General features: G+C 65.6%; 16 protein-coding genes and 1 pseudogene. 9 read left to right on the top strand and 8 right to left on the bottom strand.

What is annotated here, in order from left to right:
• The first annotated feature begins 146 nt into the window (after nt 1-146).
• On the top strand, nt 147-1637 hold the full coding sequence (locus P6U28_RS26775; protein WP_407120252.1) for an amidohydrolase family protein: 1491 nt from the start codon (nt 147-149) through the stop codon (nt 1635-1637).
• Between the two features lie 3 nt (nt 1638-1640).
• Nucleotides 1641-2570 carry a CobW family GTP-binding protein gene (locus tag P6U28_RS26770; RefSeq protein WP_407120251.1) on the top strand — a complete coding sequence of 310 codons (930 nt, stop codon included), beginning with the start codon at nt 1641-1643 and terminating at the stop codon, nt 2568-2570.
• Between the two features lie 15 nt (nt 2571-2585).
• Here the strand turns inward: P6U28_RS26770 and P6U28_RS26765 are convergent, their stop codons facing one another.
• From P6U28_RS26765 to P6U28_RS26755, 3 genes are all read right to left on the bottom strand, one after another.
• Nucleotides 2586-2981, bottom strand: a complete 396-nt coding sequence (locus P6U28_RS26765; RefSeq protein WP_122401104.1) for a GFA family protein — start codon at nt 2979-2981, stop codon at nt 2586-2588.
• A gap of 152 nt (nt 2982-3133) precedes the next feature.
• A complete protein-coding gene (locus P6U28_RS26760) occupies nt 3134-3259 on the bottom strand; it encodes a hypothetical protein (RefSeq protein ID WP_283809938.1) in 126 nt (41 codons plus the stop codon).
• 13 nt (nt 3260-3272) lie between these two features.
• Entirely contained in the window at nt 3273-4031 is a 759-nt protein-coding gene (locus P6U28_RS26755) for a hypothetical protein (protein WP_407120250.1), read from the bottom strand.
• A 240-nt stretch (nt 4032-4271) separates the two neighbouring features.
• Here P6U28_RS26755 and P6U28_RS26750 point away from each other — a divergent pair.
• The 3 genes and pseudogenes from P6U28_RS26750 (at nt 4272) to P6U28_RS26740 (ending at nt 11405) form a co-directional block, all read left to right on the top strand.
• Nucleotides 4272-5992 (top strand): annotated as a pseudogene (locus P6U28_RS26750) (AMP-binding protein).
• Nucleotides 5993-6005: 13 nt separating this feature from the next.
• Complete coding sequence (locus P6U28_RS26745; RefSeq protein WP_407120249.1) at nt 6006-9311, top strand: carboxyl transferase domain-containing protein; 3306 nt, start codon at nt 6006-6008, stop codon at nt 9309-9311.
• 240 nt (nt 9312-9551) lie between these two features.
• Nucleotides 9552-11405, top strand: coding sequence for a sigma-54-dependent Fis family transcriptional regulator (locus tag P6U28_RS26740; RefSeq protein WP_162500132.1), 1854 nt, complete (start codon nt 9552-9554; stop codon nt 11403-11405).
• Nucleotides 11406-11559: 154 nt separating this feature from the next.
• Here P6U28_RS26740 and P6U28_RS26735 read toward each other — a convergent pair whose 3' ends face one another.
• Together P6U28_RS26735 and P6U28_RS26730 are read right to left on the bottom strand one after the other, a co-directional pair.
• Nucleotides 11560-12114 carry a flavin reductase family protein gene (locus P6U28_RS26735; protein WP_122406402.1) on the bottom strand — a complete coding sequence of 185 codons (555 nt, stop codon included), beginning with the start codon at nt 12112-12114 and terminating at the stop codon, nt 11560-11562.
• Nucleotides 12115-12171: 57 nt separating this feature from the next.
• Nucleotides 12172-13269 carry an LLM class flavin-dependent oxidoreductase gene (locus P6U28_RS26730; RefSeq protein WP_122401107.1) on the bottom strand — a complete coding sequence of 366 codons (1098 nt, stop codon included), beginning with the start codon at nt 13267-13269 and terminating at the stop codon, nt 12172-12174.
• A 216-nt stretch (nt 13270-13485) separates the two neighbouring features.
• Between P6U28_RS26730 and P6U28_RS26725 the strand changes: the two genes are divergently transcribed.
• The 3 genes from P6U28_RS26725 (at nt 13486) to poxB (ending at nt 16886) form a co-directional block, all read left to right on the top strand.
• Nucleotides 13486-14412, top strand: coding sequence for a 2-dehydro-3-deoxygalactonokinase (locus tag P6U28_RS26725; protein ID WP_122401108.1), 927 nt, complete (start codon nt 13486-13488; stop codon nt 14410-14412).
• 1 nt (nt 14413) lies between these two features.
• Nucleotides 14414-15046, top strand: a complete 633-nt coding sequence (locus P6U28_RS26720) for a 2-dehydro-3-deoxy-6-phosphogalactonate aldolase (RefSeq protein WP_122401109.1) — start codon at nt 14414-14416, stop codon at nt 15044-15046.
• A 103-nt stretch (nt 15047-15149) separates the two neighbouring features.
• Complete coding sequence (poxB, locus tag P6U28_RS26715) at nt 15150-16886, top strand: ubiquinone-dependent pyruvate dehydrogenase (RefSeq protein WP_407120248.1); 1737 nt, start codon at nt 15150-15152, stop codon at nt 16884-16886.
• A gap of 197 nt (nt 16887-17083) precedes the next feature.
• On the opposite strand, the gene P6U28_RS26710 is transcribed toward poxB, so the two are convergent.
• The 3 genes from P6U28_RS26710 to P6U28_RS26700 all read right to left on the bottom strand — a co-directional run bounded on the left by P6U28_RS26710 (nt 17084) and on the right by P6U28_RS26700 (nt 19053).
• Nucleotides 17084-17449, bottom strand: coding sequence for a hypothetical protein (locus tag P6U28_RS26710; protein WP_162500547.1), 366 nt, complete (start codon nt 17447-17449; stop codon nt 17084-17086).
• Nucleotides 17450-17746: 297 nt separating this feature from the next.
• Nucleotides 17747-18037 (bottom strand): hypothetical protein, encoded by a 291-nt coding sequence (locus P6U28_RS26705; protein WP_122401111.1) that lies wholly within the window; start codon nt 18035-18037, stop codon nt 17747-17749.
• 107 nt (nt 18038-18144) lie between these two features.
• Nucleotides 18145-19053 (bottom strand): PaaI family thioesterase, encoded by a 909-nt coding sequence (locus P6U28_RS26700; RefSeq protein ID WP_122401112.1) that lies wholly within the window; start codon nt 19051-19053, stop codon nt 18145-18147.
• A gap of 144 nt (nt 19054-19197) precedes the next feature.
• Here P6U28_RS26700 and P6U28_RS26695 point away from each other — a divergent pair, with 144 nt between their 5' ends.
• Complete coding sequence (locus P6U28_RS26695) at nt 19198-19515, top strand: hypothetical protein (protein WP_162500133.1); 318 nt, start codon at nt 19198-19200, stop codon at nt 19513-19515.
• Nucleotides 19516-19523 lie beyond the last annotated feature (8 nt).

Raw genomic sequence — 19523 nt, 5'->3', positions numbered from 1 at the left:
GGGCAAATCCTGCCGCGAGGATGCGGGCGCGTGTCTGCGATCCCCTAAATGGCCTTCCGCTGAAGCATGATGCATCGGCCTTCGTGAAGGTGGTCGTTGCCCCCGGAATCTGCCTTGATGCGATTTCAAGGCGGAGGAGTGGCGAGATGAGCGGATTGGTGATCTCTGGCGGCCGGGTGGTGGATCCCGCGAGCGGGATGGACGCCGTTGGTGATGTGGCGGTGGTGGACGGCAAGATCGCCGCGGTCGGCACGGGCCTCGGCGGCGCCGAGCGGATGATCGACGCGACCGGGCTTGTGGTGGCCCCGGGCTTCATCGACCTGCATGCGCATGGACAGTCGATTCCGGCCGACCGCATGCAGGCGTTCGACGGCGTCACGACGACGCTCGATCTCGAGGCCGGCGTGCTGCCGGTCGCATCCTGGTATGAGCGCCAGGCGCGGAAGGGCCGCGTGCTGAACTATGGCGCAGCCACCAACTGGGCCTTCGCGCGCATCGGCGCGATGACCGGCTCCAATGCGGAGAGCTCGCTGGAGGCGTTCGGCAACGCCATGCGCGATCGCCGCTGGATGGACAATGTCGCAACCGATGCGGAGGTATCAGGCATCCTCGAGCGTCTCACCCGCGGCCTCAACGAAGGCGGCATCGGCATCGGCATTCTGAACGCCTATGCGCCGGGCGCCGGCGTCCAGGAGCTGACGGCGGTGTGCCAGCTGGCTGCGGCCAAGGACGTGCCGACTTTCACCCATGTCGCCTTCATGTCGCGCATCGACCCCGAAAGCGCGGCGGAGGCCTATATCCGCCTGATCGGCTATGCCGGCGCCACCGGCGCGCACATGCACATCTGCCATTTCAACTCGTCGAGCAAGACCGACGTCGAGCGCTGCCGCGTGCTGATCGAAAAGGCGCAGGCGCAGGGGCTGCCGATCACGGTCGAAGCCTATCCTTACGGCACCGGCTCGACCGTGCTGGCCGCCGCCTTCTTCAGTGATCCGGAGTTCGTCGAGCGCAACGGCACCGGCTACGATTCCGTCCAGCGCGTGACCGACGGCTACCGCTTCCACGACCGCGAGCAGCTGCTCAAGGCGCAGGCCGAAGAGCCGTCCTCGCTGGTGCTCTGGCACATCCTCGACACCGAGAACAATGCGCATCACCGCGACCTGCTCGACATGTCGGTGCTCTATCCCGGCGGCGCGATTGCCTCCGACGCGATGCCATGGACGCTCTCCGACGGCACCACCTATGCCGGCGATGCCTGGCCGCTGCCGGATGATGCCACCTCGCATCCGCGCTCGGCCGGCTGCTTCACGAAATTCATCCGCGAATGGGTGCGCGAGCGCAAGACCGTGTCGCTGCTGGAGGGCGTGCGCAAATGCGCACTGATCCCCGCGGAGATCCTCTCGCAGAGCACGCCCGCGATGCGGGCCAAGGGCCGGCTTGCGAAAGGCGCGGATGCCGACGTCGTCGTGTTCGATTACGAGAAGCTCTCGGACCGCGCGACCTTCACGGCGATGAACCGTCCCTCCGAAGGCGTGCGGCATCTGATTGTCAGCGGCGAGGTGCTGATCAGCGATGGCGTGCTTGATGTGGCGGCGCGGCCGGGTAAGCCCGTGCGCCGCCCTGTCGTTGAGGGCTGACCCATGCAGGTCCCCATTCTCCTGGTGACGGGCTTTTTGGGGGCCGGCAAGACCACGGTCGTGAACCATCTGCTGGCGCATGCTGAGGGGCGGCGCATCGCCGCCGTGGTCAACGATTTCGGCGCGATCAACATCGATGCGGAGCTGATCGCGGGCGCGAGCGATGGCGTGGTCAGCCTCAGCAATGGATGCATCTGCTGCTCGCTCGAGGGCGATCTGTTGCGCACGCTCTCGACGCTGCTGCGGCGAGATCCCAAGCCCGAGTATATCGTCATCGAAACCAGCGGCGTCGCCGATCCCGCCGACATCGTGCGCAATCTGATGGACCCGGTGATCCTGCGCGAGGCGCCGCTGGAGACGGTGCTCTGCGTGATGGATGCGACGGCGCCGGCAACGGCCCTGGATGACGCGCTGCTGCGGTCGCAGTTGCGCGTCGCCGATATCGTCGCGTTGAGCAAGCTGGATCTGGCGGATGCGGGCGCGGGGGCGCGGATGCGCGCGGCCATCCGCGCGCTGCGTGTTCCCGCCGTGGTGGTTGATGCAAACCACGGCGAGATTCCGGCCGCGCTGCTGTTCCCTGCGAATGCCGATCGCGCGCCCGCGCCGCGCGAGGTCGGCCCGCGCCGGCCGGCGGAAGAACGCTTCGAGACGCTGAGCTGGATCTCGGACAAGCCGGTCTCGCTGCCCCGCCTGCAGCAGGCCATCAACCGATTGGCGCCAAAGCTGGCGCGCGCCAAAGGCCTGTTCGAGACCGTCGAGCAGCCCGGCCGCATGATGGTGTTCCAGTTCGCGGCCGGCCGCGCGACGCTGGCACCCGGCGATGCGCCGGCGCCGGGCGTGCCGCGATCACGCATCGTCTTCATCGCCGAGCTCGGCGTTCTCTCGAAGGCGCAGCTCGACGCGATCATGGAGGCGTGCGTTGATGGGGTGTGAAGCCCGCGTCGTGTCTCAATCCTCCACGGACAATCCATCCCCATGGACATACCATTCGGCGCGCGATGACCACTGCACATGCCGGTCGGGTGTCGCATCCAGCTTCTCGTCGAACGCGCCGGCATGGATGATCGCCTCGCGCCCGCTGCGAGTCAAATGCGGCATCGGGCTGCCGCAGATCTTGCAGAACGCGGTGGCAAAGCTTCGCGCATTGGGCAGATCGAAGCGCGCGACGGATGCTTCACCGCGCAGCCATCGCAGCGCCTGCGCCTTCACGATGACCTCGCAGGAATGCGCCGTTCCTGTCGCCTTGCGGCAGCGCGAGCAGTGGCAGTTGAGGAAACGGTCGAACGGACCATCGACCTCGAAGGCGACCTCTCCGCACAGGCAGCTGCCGCGGAACACCACCATCTCATTCAACCTCCGGCTCGGCCGGTGCCTTCGTCCGTCTCGTCCGGGGAGCGCCGTGGGCGCCGCGCAGTCGGATCATCGTATCGATCTCCGCACCCCATCAGAGCCTTCCGGCGATCAATTCTCAAGAGGAGATATGCGACCAGAGCCTGTCAAAGCTCAGCAGAACGCAACCGCGCCAGCGTCGCCGCGTCCTCCTTGTCGGAGCCGACGAACTGGCAAACGAGTGAGGCGAGCTCACCCGGCTGCTTGCGCCGTGCGACCGCAAGCAGGCGCATCAAGCCCGCCTGGTCAATGCAGCGTGGGGCTTCCGACCAGCCAGCTCTTCATCGCCATCATCCGGTCATGCTCGAAAGACCGCAGGTGCCGGTCGGGCAGGATGAGACCGGCCATGCGGAAGATCGTTGCAAGCCCCTGGACCGGCGCGAGCGCCCAATCGGCGCCGACCGGTAGCAGCCAGCGCTCGAACTGCTCGCGCGCGACATCGATGCGGTCCCGCTGCGCCGCGGCGATGGCGCGCAGAATTCCGTGCTCGCCGTCCGACATGCGGGGACAAGTCGGGCAATGCACTTCGATGGCGGTATGGGCCGTGCAGGCGAAGATCTCGATGATGGACTCCAGCGACGGCACGGCATCGCCGACGCAAAAATGGTCGTACACCTCCTTGATATCGGCCGCGGTCGGAACGGCGCCTCCGCTGCGTGCCTTCGCCTGAATCCCCAGATGAAGAGCCGCTCCGCCGCGCTCAGCGCAGGGAGCTCGAGGACCCTGGTATGTGTCGATTGATGCATTGAGCCTCTGGCCTTTGGCTGCGCTCACGCCGGAGTTGGCGCGGATGATCTGCGCCGATCGTTCTGCCAGAGACCTCATCAAGTCAACGCTCGGAGAGGCGACGTCGAGGTGTTCTAGATTGGAAGAATTCGTATCTCTGATGCAGTCAGTCTCGCTTGCCTCGATGCCGTCTCCGGCACCGGGCAGGTCTCGCAAAACATCTCCGGCCTCACCGACGCCACGGCGGCGACCGGCGAGGCCGCCGGCCTCGTCCTGCAATCGAGTGGCCGGCTGGCGCAGAAGCTGCAATCGCTCGAAACCGAGGTCAGCGCCTTCGTTGCAGGCGTGCGGGCTAGCGAAAGAGCGCTGCGAGACGTCTGGTATTTCCGCGTCGCGGCATCGGCCGCGACGCGGTGCTGTTTTTCTTGACATGACCTCTGCCGTGCTCGACCTGTAGCGATGTCGATCGACGGCACCTGCGTGCCTTCGCGAGAAGAAAAGCAACACGGGAAGGACGTCATGAACGTGGGCCTCGACGAGAAGGACTACCTCGCCACCCTGCGCGGTTTGTGGGACAAGGCCTGGCCGCGGGGCATGCCGCGCTCGCCGAACTATCTGCACGGCGAAGTTCCCTTGACGGAATATCTGCGCGCCTGGGCAAAGCGCAGTCCCGAGCGGCCCGCGGTGATCTTTTACGGTCACGTCACCACCTATGCCGATCTCGACCGGCAGAGCGATCGCTTCGCGGCGCTGCTCGAGGCCAAGGGCGTGCGCAAGGGCGATCGCGTCGCCGTGTTCCTGCCGAACTGCCCGCAATTCCACATCGTGTTCTTCGGTATCTTGAAGCTCGGTGCGGTCCATGTCCCCGTCAGCCCGCTGTCGCGCGCGTTCGAGCTGTCTTACGAGCTCAACGACACCCAGGCCGAAGTGATCGTCGCGCTCGACCAGCTCATCCCGGTCGTCGAGCAGGTCCGCGGCGAGGTGCGCCTGCGCGAAATCATCGTCACCAGCTTTGCCGACGTCGTTCCGCCAGCGCCTGCGTTTCCCGCGCCTGACTCGATCCGCACACCGCGCATCGCGGTACCGGGCGCAACCGATCTGTTGACCGCGCTCGCGGCAATGCCCGCGCCAACCCCGCTGCCGCCACCGGATCTCGATGATGTCGCGGCGCTCAACTACACCGGCGGCACCACTGGCATGCCCAAGGGCTGCGTCCATACCCATCGCGACATGGTCTACACCGCCGCCGCCAATTACGGCATCTCGGTGCTGTCGGACGAGAGCAGCGTGTTTCTGTCGTTCTTCCCGGAGTTCTGGATCGCGGGCGAGAATTTCGGCTTGATCTTCCCGCTGTTCTCTGGCGCGACGCTGGTTTTGCTCGCGCGCTGGGACGCCGTCGGCGTGATGGCGCGATCGACAAGTACAAGGTCACGATCACCGCGATGCCGGTCGACGGTGCGGTCGAGCTGATGGATCATCCGCGCTGGCGCGAGTTCGACCTGTCGTCCCTGAAGCAGGTGCGCGTCGTCTCCTTCGTCAAGAAGCTCAATGCCGACTATCGCAGGCGCTGGAAGGATCTCACCGGCACGATCCTGATGGAGGCGGCCTGGGGCATGACCGAGACCCACACGTCCAACACGTTCACGGCGGGCTTCCAGGACGATGATTTCGATCTCAACAGCCAGCCGATCTTCGTCGGCCTGCCGGTCCCCGGCGCCGAGTTCAAGATCACCGATTTCGAAACCGGCGCGCTGCCGCCGCTCGGCGCGGAAGGCGAGATCCGCGTGCGGACGCCGTCGCTGCTCAAGAGCTACTGGAACAAGCCGGAGGCCACCGCGGAGTCGCTCGTCGACGGCTGGCTGCGCACGGGCGATATCGGCACCATCGACAAGGACGGTTTTCTGCACTTCCTCGGCCGCCGCAAGGAGATGCTGAAGGTCAAGGGCATGAGCGTGTTTCCGCCGGAGATCGAGGCGCTGCTCGGCCAGCATCCGAAGGTGCTGGGCTCCGGTGTGGTCGGGCGCGACGACCCTGATAAGGGCCAGGTGCCGGTGGCCTATATCCAGCTCAAGCCGGAGGCGGTAGGCACCATCTCCGCGGAAGACCTGCGCGCCTGGTGCGCCGAGCGCATGGCCGTCTACAAGGTCCCGGAAGTGCGTATTATCGAAGCCCTGCCACTGACGGCGACGGGCAAGGTGAAGAAGCAAGACCTCAATCCCAACCTGCCCGCTGCCGTTTGAGTGAGAGACCACGATGTCGTTCAAGAAGCTCCTGATTGCCAATCGCGGCGAGATCGCCATCCGCATCGCGCGCGCGGCGGCCGACGCCGGCATCGCGACGGTTGCGATCCACCCCGCCGACGATGCGCTGTCGCTGCACGTGCGCGTTGCCGACGAAGCGGTCGAAATCCCCGGCCGCGGCGCCCGGGCCTATCTCGATATCGATGCGGTGGCGAAGACGGCGACGGCGGCTGGCTGCGATGCCGTGCATCCCGGCTACGGCTTTCTCAGCGAGAACGCGGCATTCGCCGAGGCTTGCAGCGATGCGGGCATCGTTTTCGTCGGGCCGAAGGCCGCGGCGCTCGAACTGTTCGGTGACAAGGTTGCGGCACGGCAACTGGCAAAGCGCTGCGGCGTCCCCATCATCGCCGGCACCAGCGGGCCGTCCTCGCTGGAGGAGATTTCGGCGTTCTTCACTTCTCTGGGCAGCAAGGCGGCGATCGTGATCAAGGCGATGGCAGGCGGTGGCGGCCGCGGCATGCGCGTGGTCGAGAACGCGTCCGATCTCGCGGAAGCCTATGTGCGCTGCCAGTCGGAGGCGAAGGCGGCATTCGGCTTCGACGGCGTCTACGCCGAGCGGCTGATCCGGCAGGCGCGCCATATCGAGGTGCAGATCATCGGCGACCGCCATGGCGCGATCTCCCATCTCTGGGAGCGCGAATGCACCATCCAGCGGCGGCACCAGAAGCTGATCGAAGTGGCGCCGAGCCCTTCGCTGAGCGATGCCCTGCGCGGCCGTATCATCGAGGCGGCGAAGCAGCTCGCGGCAGCCGCGTCCTACGATAGTCTCGGTACATTCGAATTCCTGATCGACGGCACCGCCGAAGACAGCTTTGCCTTCATCGAGGCTAATCCGCGGCTCCAGGTCGAGCATACCGTGACGGAAGAGGTGCTCGGGCTCGACCTCGTCCGCGCCCAGCTCGCGGTCGCTGCAGGCAGCACGCTGGCCTCGCTGGGTCTTGCGCAGGGTTCGATCCCCGAGCCGCACGGCTATGCCATGCAGCTCCGCGTCAACATGGAGACGCTGGACGAGACCGGCGCGACGCATCCGACCGGCGGCGTGCTTGCCGTGTTCGAGCCGCCGTCGGGCCCAGGCGTCCGCGTCGATAGTTTTGGCTATGCCGGCTACAAGACCAGCGCAGCTTTCGATTCGCTGCTGGCGAAAGTCATCGTGCATACGCCGGGCGAGGCCTGGCATGACGTGGTCGCCAAGGCTTCGCGTGCCTTGCGCGAGTTCCGGATCGACGGCGTCGTCACCAACATCGCCTTCCTCCAGGCCGTGCTCGCGCATCCCGATTTCAGGACCAACCGCATCGCGACCGATTTCATCGATCGCAACATCGCAAGACTTGTCGAAGCCGCCGATGGCGCAGCCAAGCCGCTTTACTTCGCTGCGACCGAGCGAAGCGGCACGCTCGCCGCTGAGGCGCACGTCGCGCAAGTCGTACCCGAAGGCGCGGTGATGGTTGCGGCGCCGCTGCAAGGGACCATCGTCACCATTCAGGTGAAGGAAGGCGAGATCGTCCGCCCCGGCCAGCAACTCGCCGTGATCGAATCCATGAAGATGGAGCATCTGATCATGGCCGAGCAGGGCGGCCGCGTCATGAAGCTCGTCGCCGGCGATGGCGTTACGCTGCTGCATGGCGAGCCGATCCTGTATCTCGAGCCGCTCGACGTCGCGGCTGATAGCGCGGCGGCGGAATCGGAGATCGATCTCGACCACATCCGCCCTGATCTTGCCGAGCTGATCGCGCGCCAGGCCAACACGCTTGACGAGAACCGCCCGGCTGCGGTCGAGCGCCGCCGCAACACCAACCAGCGCACCGCGCGCGAGAACATCGCACAGCTCGTCGACGACGGCTCCTTCATGGAGTATGGCAGTCTCGCGATCGCGGCACAGCGCCGCCGCCGCAAGCTCGACGACCTCATCAAGAACACGCCGGCCGACGGCCTGGTCATGGGCGTTGCCACGGTCAATGCCGAGAAGTTCGGCGCCGAAGGCGGCCGCTGCATCGTCCTGGCGTATGACTATACCGTGCTCGCGGGCACGCAGGGCCACATGAATCACAAGAAGATCGACCGCATGCTGACGCTCGCGGAAGACTGGCGCGTGCCGCTGGTGTTCTATGCGGAAGGCGGCGGCGGCCGACCCGGCGATACCGACCGGCTCGGGATGACCGGCCTCGACGGTCCGTCCTTCGTGCAGTTCGCAAGACTGTCGGGCCTTGTGCCGGTGATTGGCGTGGTCTCCGGCTATTGCTTTGCCGGCAACGCGGCGATGCTCGGCTGCTGCGACGTCATCATCGCCACCAAAAACGCTTCGATCGGCATGGGCGGTCCCGCGATGATCGAGGGCGGCGGGCTCGGCGTCTATCACCCGGCCGAGGTGGGCCCGGTTTCGTTCCAGTCGCCGAACGGCGTCATCGATATATTGGTCGAGGACGAGGAAGAGGCGACGCGCGTCGCGCAGAAATATCTGTCCTATTTCCAGGGCGCGGTGACCGAGTGGGAAGCCGCCGACCAGCGCCTGCTTCGCCGCGCCATCCCCGAGAACCGATTGCGCGTCTACGACATCCGCGACGTGATCGACCTCCTCGCCGACGAGGATTCCGTGCTTGAGCTGCGCCGCGATTACGGCGTCGGCATGATCACCGCGCTGATCCGCATCGAGGGAAAGCCGTTCGGCCTCATCGCCAACAATCCGCGCCATCTCGGCGGCGCCATCGATGCCGATGCCGGCGACAAGGCTGCGCGCTTCCTCCAGCTCTGCGACGCGTTCGATCTGCCCATCGTCTCGCTCTGCGACACGCCCGGCTTCATGGTTGGCCCCGAAGCGGAGAAGACTGCGATCGTGCGCCACGTCTCGCGCATGTTCGTCACCGGCGCGAGCCTCACCGTGCCGCTGTTCGGCATCGTGCTGCGCAAGGGCTATGGTCTCGGCGCGCAATCGATGATCGGCGGTGGCTTCCACGCCTCCTTCTTCACCGCGGCCTGGCCAACCGGCGAGTTCGGCGGCATGGGCCTGGAGGGCTATGTCCGCCTCGGCTTCCGCAAGGAGATGGAGGCGATCGCCGATCCCGAGCAGCGCGAGACCTATTACCGCAATAAGGTTACCGAGCTCTATGCCAACGGCAAGGCGGTCTCGATCGCCTCGGTGTTCGAGATCGACAACGTCATCGATCCCGCCGAGACGCGGCGCTGGATCATGGCGGGGCTGCGCTCCGTGCCGAAGCCCGAGCCGAGGACGGCGAAGAAGCGGCCGTGCATCGACACGTGGTGAGGGCGGTGCAGCAATGCGCGCCGTAAGTTTCTAGCGAACTCGCCTCCGCACCGTCATGCCCGGCTCGTCCCGGGCATCCACGTTCTTTCGCACGCGCTGAAATACGTCGATGGCCGCGACGAAGCCCCGCCATGACGGCGCTGAGGCATCGCGCGATACAACTGCGTCCCCGGTTTCCGATTGACATCCCCGCCTGTGGTGCCAGACTTTGCACAATAATACAGGGTGGAGACGTCCGCGATGGCCAGCCTTTCGGCCTCGAACCATGTCGCCCGTGTCTTGTCCGTCGCCAACCACGTGGCCGACGTCGATGCCTCTTCGCGGATTGCCAATTCCTGGCGGCGGTGCCTCGTCAATCACAAGCTCGATCCCGCCCGTCAGGGCCCGCCGCAAACGCTGACCGAATCCGAGATCCGGCATGCCGCCGAACCGATGGAGGAGACGATCAGGCTCGCCACGCCCGAGCTCGAGGATCTCGCCCGCGTGCTGCGCGACGCCGGCTATTGCGTCAATCTCGCGGATGCGAACGCGACCATGCTGTTCAGCCGCCTGCCGGGCGAGGCCGACGCAAGGATGTTCCTGGACTGGAAGATCTACACGGGCTCGAACTTCGCCGAGACATTTGAAGGCACCAATGGGCTCGGCACCGCGCTGGCCGAGGAGAAGCCGATCCTGGTGCATCGCGACGAACATTTCCGCGCGCAATGGCACATGTTCTCCTGCGCCGTGGCGCCGCTGTTCGACCAGGCCGGGCGCCTCGCCGGTGCCATCAACATCACCTCCTGCCGCGAGGATCTGGAGCGCGCCGCACATCAGCTTGCACTCGCGGTGACGATGGAGGCGACGCGGCGGATGGAGGGCGCGATCTTCCGTGGCCATTTCCGCAACGCCTGGATCGCGACCCTGCCCGGCGACGGCGGCAGCGGCCTCGTCGCCTATGACGACGACCGCCGCATCGTGGGCGCCTGCCGTTCCGCGCGTGCGCTGCTGGGCCTCACCGATGGCCTCATCGCATCCGGCATCGATCTGTCGCGCTACATCAAGCTCGATCATCACGCCGCGCGCGGTGCGGACGAGTTGGTCGAGCTGCGCCGCGCCGATGGCAGTCCGTTGGGACAGGGGCGCGTTGCTCCGCCGCTGCGTGCAAGGTCGCATGTGCCGCGCCGCGATGCGCCTGCTGGCCGGTTCGATGCCCTGCATCGGCTTGCTGGACGCGATCCCGGTCTGATCCGAAGCGTGAAGCGGCTCATGAGCATCGGCGATCACAATCTGCCGGTCCTGCTGCATGGCGAGACCGGTGTCGGCAAGGACGTGTTCGCGCGCGCCATCCACGCCGCGAGCAATCGTGCGCGCAACAATTATGTCGCGCTGAATTGCGCGGCCATGCCCGAGAGCCTGATCGACGCCGAACTGTTCGGCTACGAGGCCGGCGCCTTCACCGGCGCGCGGCGCGAGGGCTCGAAGGGCCTGATCGTGCAGGCCGATGGCGGCACGCTGTTCCTCGACGAGATCGGCGATATGCCGATTGCGCTCCAGACGCGCCTGTTGCGCGTTTTGGAGAACCGCGAGGTCTGGCCGCTCGGCGCGCTCAAGCCTGTCGCCGTCGACATCCGCCTGATCAGCGCCACCCATCGCGATCTCGGCCGCATGGCGCAAGAGGGCGCGTTCCGCGCCGACCTCTATTTCCGCCTGCGCGGCCTCGAGGTGCACCTGCCGGCCTTGCGCGAGCGTGCGGACCGCGGCGACATCATCCGCCAGATCGCGCGCGAGGAGGCGCCGAACTGCCGCCTTTCGGACCAGGCCTGGTCGCAGCTCGCGACCTATCCGTTCCCCGGCAACATGCGCCAGCTCCGCCACGTGCTACGGCTCGCCGGCTGTACGGCGGAGAACGGTGTGATTGCCGACTCCGACCTCGATCTGCCGCCGTTTGGCGGGAGGGCGGAGCTGGATCTCGCGGCAGCCGAGCGCGCGACGATCGTGGAAGCCCTGCGCCGGCATGGCGGCCGCGTCACCGAGGCCGCACGCGCGCTGAAGCTGAGCCGCGCGACGCTTTATCGGAAGCTCAAGCAGTTGAATATCGAGACGGCGCAGTAGGGCTCAACTGCATGTGGCGAGGGGGTCTTCCCCCTAAAGCATGATCCGGAAAAGTGCGAAGCGGTTTTCCGGAATGATCATGCAAACAACAAGCTAAAGCGCGATGACGATTCATCCAAATCTCATCGCGCATTAGGAAGAACGCGAGCGCTCGTCACGAAAAATCCGTCCAGCTCAGATGCCGCGCATCGAGGTCGCCGAGCGCGACCATCTCGCGGATCTCGTGCGGCGTATGGAAATTGCCGCGCAGATAGACCAGCGGCTTGGCGGCATCCGCATGCGAGACACCGCGGACCTCACCGACGAAGATCGAATGCGTCTTGGTCTCGAACTCCTGCGCCAACACGCAGTCGAATGCCGCCACCGCATCCGTCAGCACCGGCGCGCCGGTGGCGCCGCGTGTCCATTGCCCGAAGGCAAAGCGATCGTCGCCGTTGACGCCCTTCTGGCCGCTGAAGGTGAGCGCCAGCAGCGCGTGTTCCTCGTGCAGGAAATTGATCGCAAAGGCGCCTTCCTCGCGGATGCGTGCATGGGCGCTGGCATTGCGGTTGACGCAGACGATCAGCGACGGCGGATTGTCCGACAGCGAGCAGGCCGACGTGACTGTGAGCCCCGTGCGCTTGCCGTGCTCCGCGCCGACCGTGACCAGCGCCACGGCGCCGGCACATTGGCGCATGGCCTGCTTGAAATCCTTTGCATCCACGGACACGCGGAAATCTCCCAAATGAATGCGGGTGCGGCACGATCGCGCCGCACCCGCTGCGGGTCAAGCCGCCTTCTTCGCGGAGCCGAGATGCGCAAGACGCGGCATCACCTCGTTCTTCAGCAGCGACAGCGAGTGATGCCAGGCTTCGGCCTTGTGCTTGTAGTCGAAACCGAACACCAGCAGCACGCCGAAGCCGCCGACCTCGTCGTAGATCTTCTCGATCTTCTCGGCGACCGTCGCAGGCGAGCCGACGATCCAGTTCCGCTTGGCGCAATATTCGACGGTGACGTCGCTGTCGGGCACGTCGGGTGCGTGCTTCAGATAGTCCTTGAAGCCGAAATGGCCGAGCAGCGGCAGGAAGTACTCGTGCATCATCCGGCCCATCATGTCGCCGGTCGAGAGCTTCCAGGCCTCTTCATCAGTGTCGGCGACGAACACTTCACGCACGAGACGCCAATCCTGCCGGTTCGGCTTGCGCCCGGTCTTGGCCGCGCCGATCTCGACCGAGTCCCAATGGCTGGAGACATAGGCCGGGTTGAGGTTGAGACTCATCGGGATGAAGCCGCGCTCGCCGGCGAGCTTCAGCGTGTCCGAGTTCTTGGAAAGCCCGGCGACGCCGATCGGCGGATGTGGCGCCTGCAGCGGCTTGATGTGCGGCTTGAGGAAGTCGAACATCGTGTCAGGCTTGGTCACCGTCCAGAACTTGCCCTTGTGGGTAAAGGGTGCCGGCTCGGTCCAGAGTTTGAGAATGATCTCCAGCGCCTCGCGGGTCATGTCGCGATTCTGCCCGCTCATGCCGTCGACGTTGAACATCGCCCAGTCACTCGGCAGCCCAGAAGCCGCGACGCCGAAATTGAGCCGGCCCTCGGAGAGATGGTCGAGCATGGCGACGCGGTTGGCGAGCTCGGCCGGATGGTGATAGGGCAACAGGAAGCCGCCCGGTCCGATGCGCAAGCGTTTGGTCTGCATCAGCGCCTGCGCGATCAGGAGGTCCGGCGTGGGATTGGGTTCCCAGGGTGCGGTGTGGTGCTCGCCGACCCAGGCCTCCTGATAGCCGAGTTCGTCGAGCCAGCGCATGACTTGCAGGTCCCAGTCGTTCCCTTCCTTCAGGCCGCACTCCGGCGGATGCGAGGGCATCGTGAAATAACCGATCTCCATGGGTTTCCTCATCTGATGTTGACGCGTCTTGCCGCGCGTTGACGGATTGAGTGACCCAGCTTGAGCAAGCGGTGTGCCAGCGCGGCGGGGTCTCAAATTGAAGAGAAAGGGCTGGTTTGCCCGCGCAATAGCCGGTATCTCGACGGGAGCCTGCAAGACATCGTCTCATGTGTCGCGAGACGGCGTCTTAGCCGTGAGACGAGGACGAGACCTGACATGACCGAACCCGCTTACGTCGCGGTGGACTGGGGCACCAGCAGCTTCCGGCTCTGGCTGATCGATCGCGCCGGCCAGGCGCTGACCGAGCGCCGCAGCGGCGAGGGCATGCTGGCCGCGGCCAAGGCTGGCTTTCCCACCGTGCTGCAATCGCATCTTGCGGCCGTCGAAGCGCCGGATCATCTGCCGGTGCTCGTCTGCGGCATGGCCGGTGCCCGTAACGGCTGGGTCGAGGCCGGCTATGTCGACACGCCGGCGCCGCTCTCCGCCGTTCTGAAACAGGCCGTGCGCGTGCCGGGCGAGGCGCGCGACATCCGCATCCTGCCGGGCATCGCGCAGCGCGATGCAACAGCGCCGGACGTGATGCGCGGCGAGGAGACGCAATTGCTCGGCGCGCTCGGCCTCGATGCCGCGGGTGAGGCGCTGGTCTGCATGCCCGGCACGCATTCGAAATGGGTTCGCGTGACGGACGGGACTGTCGAACGATTTTCCACGTTCATGACCGGCGAGCTGTTCAGTGTCGTCTCGCGCGAGACCATCCTGTCGCTCGCGGTCGCCGGCGCAGACGACACTGAGGATGTCGTGAGCTTCAAGGCGGCCGTGAAGGCCGCGTTCGACGCCCCGGCCTTCGCTGCCAACCTTCTGTTCACCGCGCGGTCGCGGCAGCTTCTGTTCGGCGGCACGCCGGCCGCGGCGCGCGAGACGCTGTCTGGCACGTTGATCGGCGTCGAGCTGGCCGCGGGGCTCTCCGGCGCCGTGCCGCCAGCGGGTGTCCAGCTGATTGCCTCGGGGCGGCTTGCGATGCTGTATCGGCTGGGTTTCGAGGCGCTGTCGGTGACCGCAAGGCCCGTCGATGCGGATGAAGCCGTCCGCCGCGGCCTGTCGATGGCGGCCGCCGCGATCTGGACGAAGTGGAAGGATTCTTGAGATGAGCGTTCCCTTTCCGTCGATGAAGCGGCCGCTGGTCGCGATCCTGCGCGGCGTCAGGCCCGAGGAGACCGAGGCGATCGTCGGCGTGCTGATCGAGGCCGGCATGACCGCGATCGAGATTCCCTTGAACTCGCCGGATCCATTCCGCTCCATCGCGATGGCGGTGAAGCGGGCGCCATCAGGCGTGTTGATCGGCGCCGGCACGGTGCTGACCACGGCAGATGTCGATCGTCTCAACGATGTCGGCGGCCGACTGATGGTCTCGCCCAATGTCGACACCGAGGTGCTGGCGCGCGCGCATCAGCACGGCATGATCACGATGCCCGGCGTTTTCTCGCCGACCGAAGCGCTGCTCGCCATGCGATCCGGCGCGTCGAGCCTAAAATTCTTTCCGGCGAGCGTGCTCGGCGCCTCCGGCATTGCCGCAATCCGCGCCGTGCTGCCATCAGGCGTGATGATCGCCGCCGTCGGCGGCGTCTCCGACCAGAACTTTGCGGAGTACATCGACGGTGGTGTGACCGCATTCGGCCTCGGCTCCAGCCTCTACAAGCCCGGCATGAGTGCAGCCGATGTCGCAGCTCGCGCAAAGGTGACAGTCGCGGCCTACGATCGGGCGATTGCGAAAAAGTGAGCCGGAACAGACAAGCCTTGATCGTGTGATAGCTTATTGTCCTTCGCGGTGCCGCGATGTTCGCGCATCGTGCGCATGCGAATGGCTGAAGCAGGAGACCGACATGGCGATCAACAACGTGGCCGATCTGTTCGTGGCAACGCTCGAGCAGGCCGGCGTCAAACGCATCTACGGCATCGTCGGCGACAGTCTGAACGCGCTGACTGAGGCGCTGCGTCGCCGCGGCACGATCGAATGGATCCATGTTCGCCACGAAGAGGTTGCGGCCTTCGCCGCGGCCGGCGAAGCCGAGATGACGGGAAGTCTTGCGGTGTGTGCGGGCTCCTGCGGCCCGGGCAATCTGCATCTGATCAACGGGCTGTTCGATGCGCATCGCAGTCGCGTTCCGGTGCTGGCGATTGCAGCGCAGATCCCCACCGCGGAGATCGGCGGCGGCTATTTCCAGGAGACGCATCCGCAGAACCTGTTCCGCGAATGCAGCCATTATTGCGAACTGGTTTCGGACCCGAGCCAGCTGCCTTACGTGCTGGAGAATGCGATCCGCGCGGCGGTGGGCCTGCGCGGTGTCGCGGTCGTCGCCATGCCCGGCGATGTCGCTTTCCGCAGCCCGCCGAAGCGCGCGCTATCGACGGCGCGCGGGCTTGCGCTGGCTGCGCCGAAGGTCGAGCCGCAGCCCGATGAGCTGAAGGCGCTTGCGAACCTCCTGAACCGCGCCGAGCGTGTCACGCTGTTCTGCGGCCGCGGCTGCGCCGGCGCGCATGCGCCGTTGATGCAGCTGGCCGAAGCGCTCAAGAGCCCGATCGTGCATGCGCTCGGCGGCAAGGAGCATGTCGAGTACGACAATCCTTACGACGTCGGCATGACCGGCTTCATCGGCTTCTCCTCAGGCTACGCCGCCATGCACGCTTGCGACGCGCTGGTGATGCTCGGCACCGATTTTCCCTACAAGCAGTTCTTCCCGACCGGCTGCCAGATCGCGCAGATCGACATCCGTCCGGAAAATCTCGGGCGACGCTGCAAGATCGATCTCGGCCTCGTCGGCGACGTCAAGCTGACCATCGAGGCGCTGCTGCCGCTGCTGAAGACCAAGACGCAGCGCAGGCATCTTGACGATGCCATCGTGCACTACAAGAGGGCGCGCGAAGGTCTGGACTCGCTCGCCAAGGGCACGCCCGGCAGCAAGCCGATCCATCCGCAATATCTCGCCAAGGTCATCAGCGACCACGCATCTGAGGATGCCGTGTTCACTGCCGATGTCGGCACGCCGACGGTGTGGGCGGCGCGCTATCTCGACATGAACGGCCGGCGCCGGCTGATCGGCTCCTTCGCGCACGGCTCGATGGCCAATGCCATGCCGCAGGCGATCGGCGCGCAGGCCGCACAGCCCGGGCGACAGGTGATCTCGCTCTCCGGCGACGGCGGCTTCACCATGCTGATGGGCGATCTCATCACGCTGACGCAGATGAAGCTGCCGGTGAAGGTGGTCGTCTTCAATAATGGCGTGCTCGGCTTCGTCGCGCTGGAGATGAAGGCGGCAGGCTTCGTCGACACCAATGTCGATCTGGAGAATCCCGATTTCGCCGCGCTGGCGCGTGCGATGGGTATCTTCGCGAAACGCGTCGAAGATCCCGGCGAGCTCCCTGGCGCGATGAAGGAGATGTTGGCGCACGATGGGCCGGCGCTGCTCGATGTCGTCACCGCCAAGCAGGAGCTGTCGATGCCACCGACCATCACCGCCGAGCAGGTCAAGGGTTTCAGCCTGTGGGTCCTGCGCGCCGTGATGAACGGGCGCGGCGACGAGGTTCTGGACCTTGCGAAGACGAATTTGTTGCCGCGTTGATTCCGGCTGAGGCGGCTCGGCCTCACCTCTCCTGAAGAGAGAGGTCGGATCGCATTGCAAATGCGGTCCGGGTGAGGGGTTGCAGTCTCACTGACTGCTGCGGCCCCTCACCCGGATTGCACTGGACGACGCTTCGCATCGCCAAGAGCATTTCCGACCTCCCGCCGATGGAGAGAGGTGAATACCAATGCGCGTCCTCAGCCGCGCTTCGCCGAGGGTAGCGGCAACCGCTCATGGCGGCGCTGGAAGCGTTGCCAGTGCAGCACGATGCCGATCAGCAGCGCCGGCACAAAGCCGAGCATGATCAGGAAGTGCGGCAGCTCCTTCGGCGAGATGAAGGCGATGGCGATGTCAGAGATCAGCCACAGCGCTGCGAACATGACCGCAAAGTCGGTTCGCGGGCAGCGCAGATAATAAAACACGGCGGTGATGACGATGGCCGGCCCGATGGCGATGGCGATCATGATCGCCGTCAGCTCCTTCGGCGTCAACGCGTCGAGCACCATTGATGCCAGCAGCCAGAGCGCGGCGAACATGGCGACGATGTCGATCGGATGCCGCACGACGGTACCTCTCGTGGAACCACGGTATCGTTGTAGACGCGCGCGTCGCCCGTCAAGCCCCAATGTGGTGAAGATCAGGCACTCCGGGTCGCACGGCAACGCCGGGCCGGCAACGTAGGCTGCTGACTCATACACCCGCGGTTCGCCTTGCGCCACCGGCCAGGACGCGCATATTTGCGATCGTGCGCTCGATGTGTCGGCATTCCAAGATCTGGCGATCGAGTAGACGAAGACGTCTCTCGACGCGCTCGAGCTCCGATTTGGGTGGCTGCATCTTATTCGCGGAGATCCAAGTTGCTAAAGCATGATCCGGAAAAGTGCGAAGCGGTTTTCCGGAAAGATCATGCGTAAACAACAAGCTAAAGCGCGATGACGATTCATCCAAATCTCATCGCGCTTTAGCGCTTCCGGTTCATCCAGAAATCGGTTTAGCCACGGAGCCAAGCCGGTCCGCTCGGCGATCAGCCCACGAATGGCGGTGTCGATGGACTCCTCGAGCAACTCAATCCTCGCCTCGTCGATCGCAGCATCGCGTTTCGACGAGCGGGTGGAGAACCTGGCGACGGCGCGCTCCAGATCGGGCAGCATGATCTCAAGAATGCTTGTGCGACGGCGATGGCGCCGCGATCACGAATCGGAATTTACGGTCGTCGGTGTAGGCTCGTGGTCTTGGGTAGCGTACCGCCAGATGCGACTTAATCCTGCTCGAGGCCCGGCGTTGACCGCAGCATGAAGTGACCGAAAGCGGTGGCGATCGGCTTGTTCGCATCGTCCTGCCAGGCCCGCGCCTCGAAGGCCACGATGCGTCGGCCCTGCTTCACGATCGAGACGTTGGCAAACGTGTCGAGGGCGCGACCGGAGCGCAAGTAGTTGACGGTGAGGCCGATCGGCTTGGGCGGCGCGGCAGCGCCGAGCTCACGTGCCACGCCGACGATCGCGGTGGTCTCGAGGAAGGCGCCGGTCATGCCGCCGTGGATCGCGGGCAGGATCGGATTGCCGATGATCTTCGGCGAGAACGGCATCGTCAGCGTGCCATTGTCGTTGACGCGGATGCCGAGGCAGCGCGCGAACGGGCTATTCGCAAACGGGCCATCCGGATCCTCCGGCGCCTCCAGAGTCGGGATGCTGCGCAAGTCCATCCGGCGATCGGCGAGCATGTTGGTGCGGTTGGCGCCGATCATGAAGCAGGCGGTCGCGGTCGCGACCGGATCGTCCTCGGATTCCTGATAGGCGGTGGAGCGCACGAAGGCGATCGAGCGCGTGGTGCGGTAGCACACCGAATGCGCCTTGATGTCGAGGCCGGGTGTTGCCGGCTTCTGGTAGTCGATACGTAAGTCCAGGGTTGCAATCGCGCGCGTGCCGTCGAGCGCAAGTTGCACCGCCATGCCGCAGCTCTCGTCCAGCATCGCGGTGACGACGCCGCCATGCAGAACGCCGGTCTCGGTGTCGCCGACGAAGACGGGACGGTAGGGCAGGCTGGACCAGGCCTCGGCCGGCGCGAAGCGATCGAGCTGGAGCCCGCTGATATGGCCGTAATCGGAGCGCCGGCCCTGGATGGCCTCGGCGAGTTCCTCGAAAGGGAGTGCGGTCGGTGTGCTGGACATGAGCAGGTTCTAGACCAGCGCCGGGCGCCGTGCAAAACCCCGAATGGGCGTCGCTGCTCGGCCTGGAGCGGTTTGGCCTCGACAGGGCGGTCCGAAGCGACGATGGTGGGGCTCCGTTCGTTCGACTCGTTGTAAGGAGTGCCCATGGCCGATCCCGAAACGCCCTCGACCGCCCAGGGGCCCGTCACCATTTCGACCTCCAGCGCCGAGCGGGCGCCGATCATCTATTTCGATGGCGCTTCCTGTTTCGGCCACCACAACGGCGCGATCCAGATCGAACTCGCCGCAAACCTGCTGATGCCGGTCGGCGCCGCCGTCAGGGTCGACGTGGTCCAGACCGCGCACTTACGTTGCAGCGTGGCCGCCGCGCTGGCGCTGCGCGAAGCGCTCGACAAGGCGCTCGCGATGTACAAGCAGGGCCAGCAGCAGCCGACGGAGGACATCCCGGCGGTGAAGAATTGAGGCAGAAG

The sequence above is a fragment of the Bradyrhizobium sp. STM 3561 genome (genome assembly GCF_045571455.1).
GTDB classification, from domain to species: domain Bacteria; phylum Pseudomonadota; class Alphaproteobacteria; order Rhizobiales; family Xanthobacteraceae; genus Bradyrhizobium; species Bradyrhizobium vignae.
The sequence above is the reverse complement of the archived record's forward strand: the minus strand, read 5'-3'. Positions and strand labels throughout refer to the sequence as shown.

Excerpts from the sequence above, each read along its gene's own strand:
- P6U28_RS26775 (WP_407120252.1), top strand. The coding sequence starts at position 147 with ATGAGCGGATTGGTGATCTCTGGCGGCCGGGTGGTGGATCCCGCGAGC.
- P6U28_RS26770 (WP_407120251.1), top strand. The coding sequence starts at position 1,641 with ATGCAGGTCCCCATTCTCCTGGTGACGGGCTTTTTGGGGGCCGGCAAG.
- P6U28_RS26765 (WP_122401104.1), bottom strand. The coding sequence starts at position 2,981 with ATGGTGGTGTTCCGCGGCAGCTGCCTGTGCGGAGAGGTCGCCTTCGAG.
- P6U28_RS26760 (WP_283809938.1), bottom strand. The coding sequence starts at position 3,259 with ATGCGCCTGCTTGCGGTCGCACGGCGCAAGCAGCCGGGTGAGCTCGCC.
- P6U28_RS26745 (WP_407120249.1), top strand. The coding sequence starts at position 6,006 with ATGTCGTTCAAGAAGCTCCTGATTGCCAATCGCGGCGAGATCGCCATC.
- P6U28_RS26740 (WP_162500132.1), top strand. The coding sequence starts at position 9,552 with ATGGCCAGCCTTTCGGCCTCGAACCATGTCGCCCGTGTCTTGTCCGTC.
- P6U28_RS26730 (WP_122401107.1), bottom strand. The coding sequence starts at position 13,269 with ATGGAGATCGGTTATTTCACGATGCCCTCGCATCCGCCGGAGTGCGGC.
- P6U28_RS26725 (WP_122401108.1), top strand. The coding sequence starts at position 13,486 with ATGACCGAACCCGCTTACGTCGCGGTGGACTGGGGCACCAGCAGCTTC.
- P6U28_RS26720 (WP_122401109.1), top strand. The coding sequence starts at position 14,414 with ATGAGCGTTCCCTTTCCGTCGATGAAGCGGCCGCTGGTCGCGATCCTG.
- poxB (WP_407120248.1), top strand. The coding sequence starts at position 15,150 with ATGGCGATCAACAACGTGGCCGATCTGTTCGTGGCAACGCTCGAGCAG.
- P6U28_RS26705 (WP_122401111.1), bottom strand. The coding sequence starts at position 18,037 with ATGCTGCCCGATCTGGAGCGCGCCGTCGCCAGGTTCTCCACCCGCTCG.
- P6U28_RS26700 (WP_122401112.1), bottom strand. The coding sequence starts at position 19,053 with ATGTCCAGCACACCGACCGCACTCCCTTTCGAGGAACTCGCCGAGGCC.
- P6U28_RS26695 (WP_162500133.1), top strand. The coding sequence starts at position 19,198 with ATGGCCGATCCCGAAACGCCCTCGACCGCCCAGGGGCCCGTCACCATT.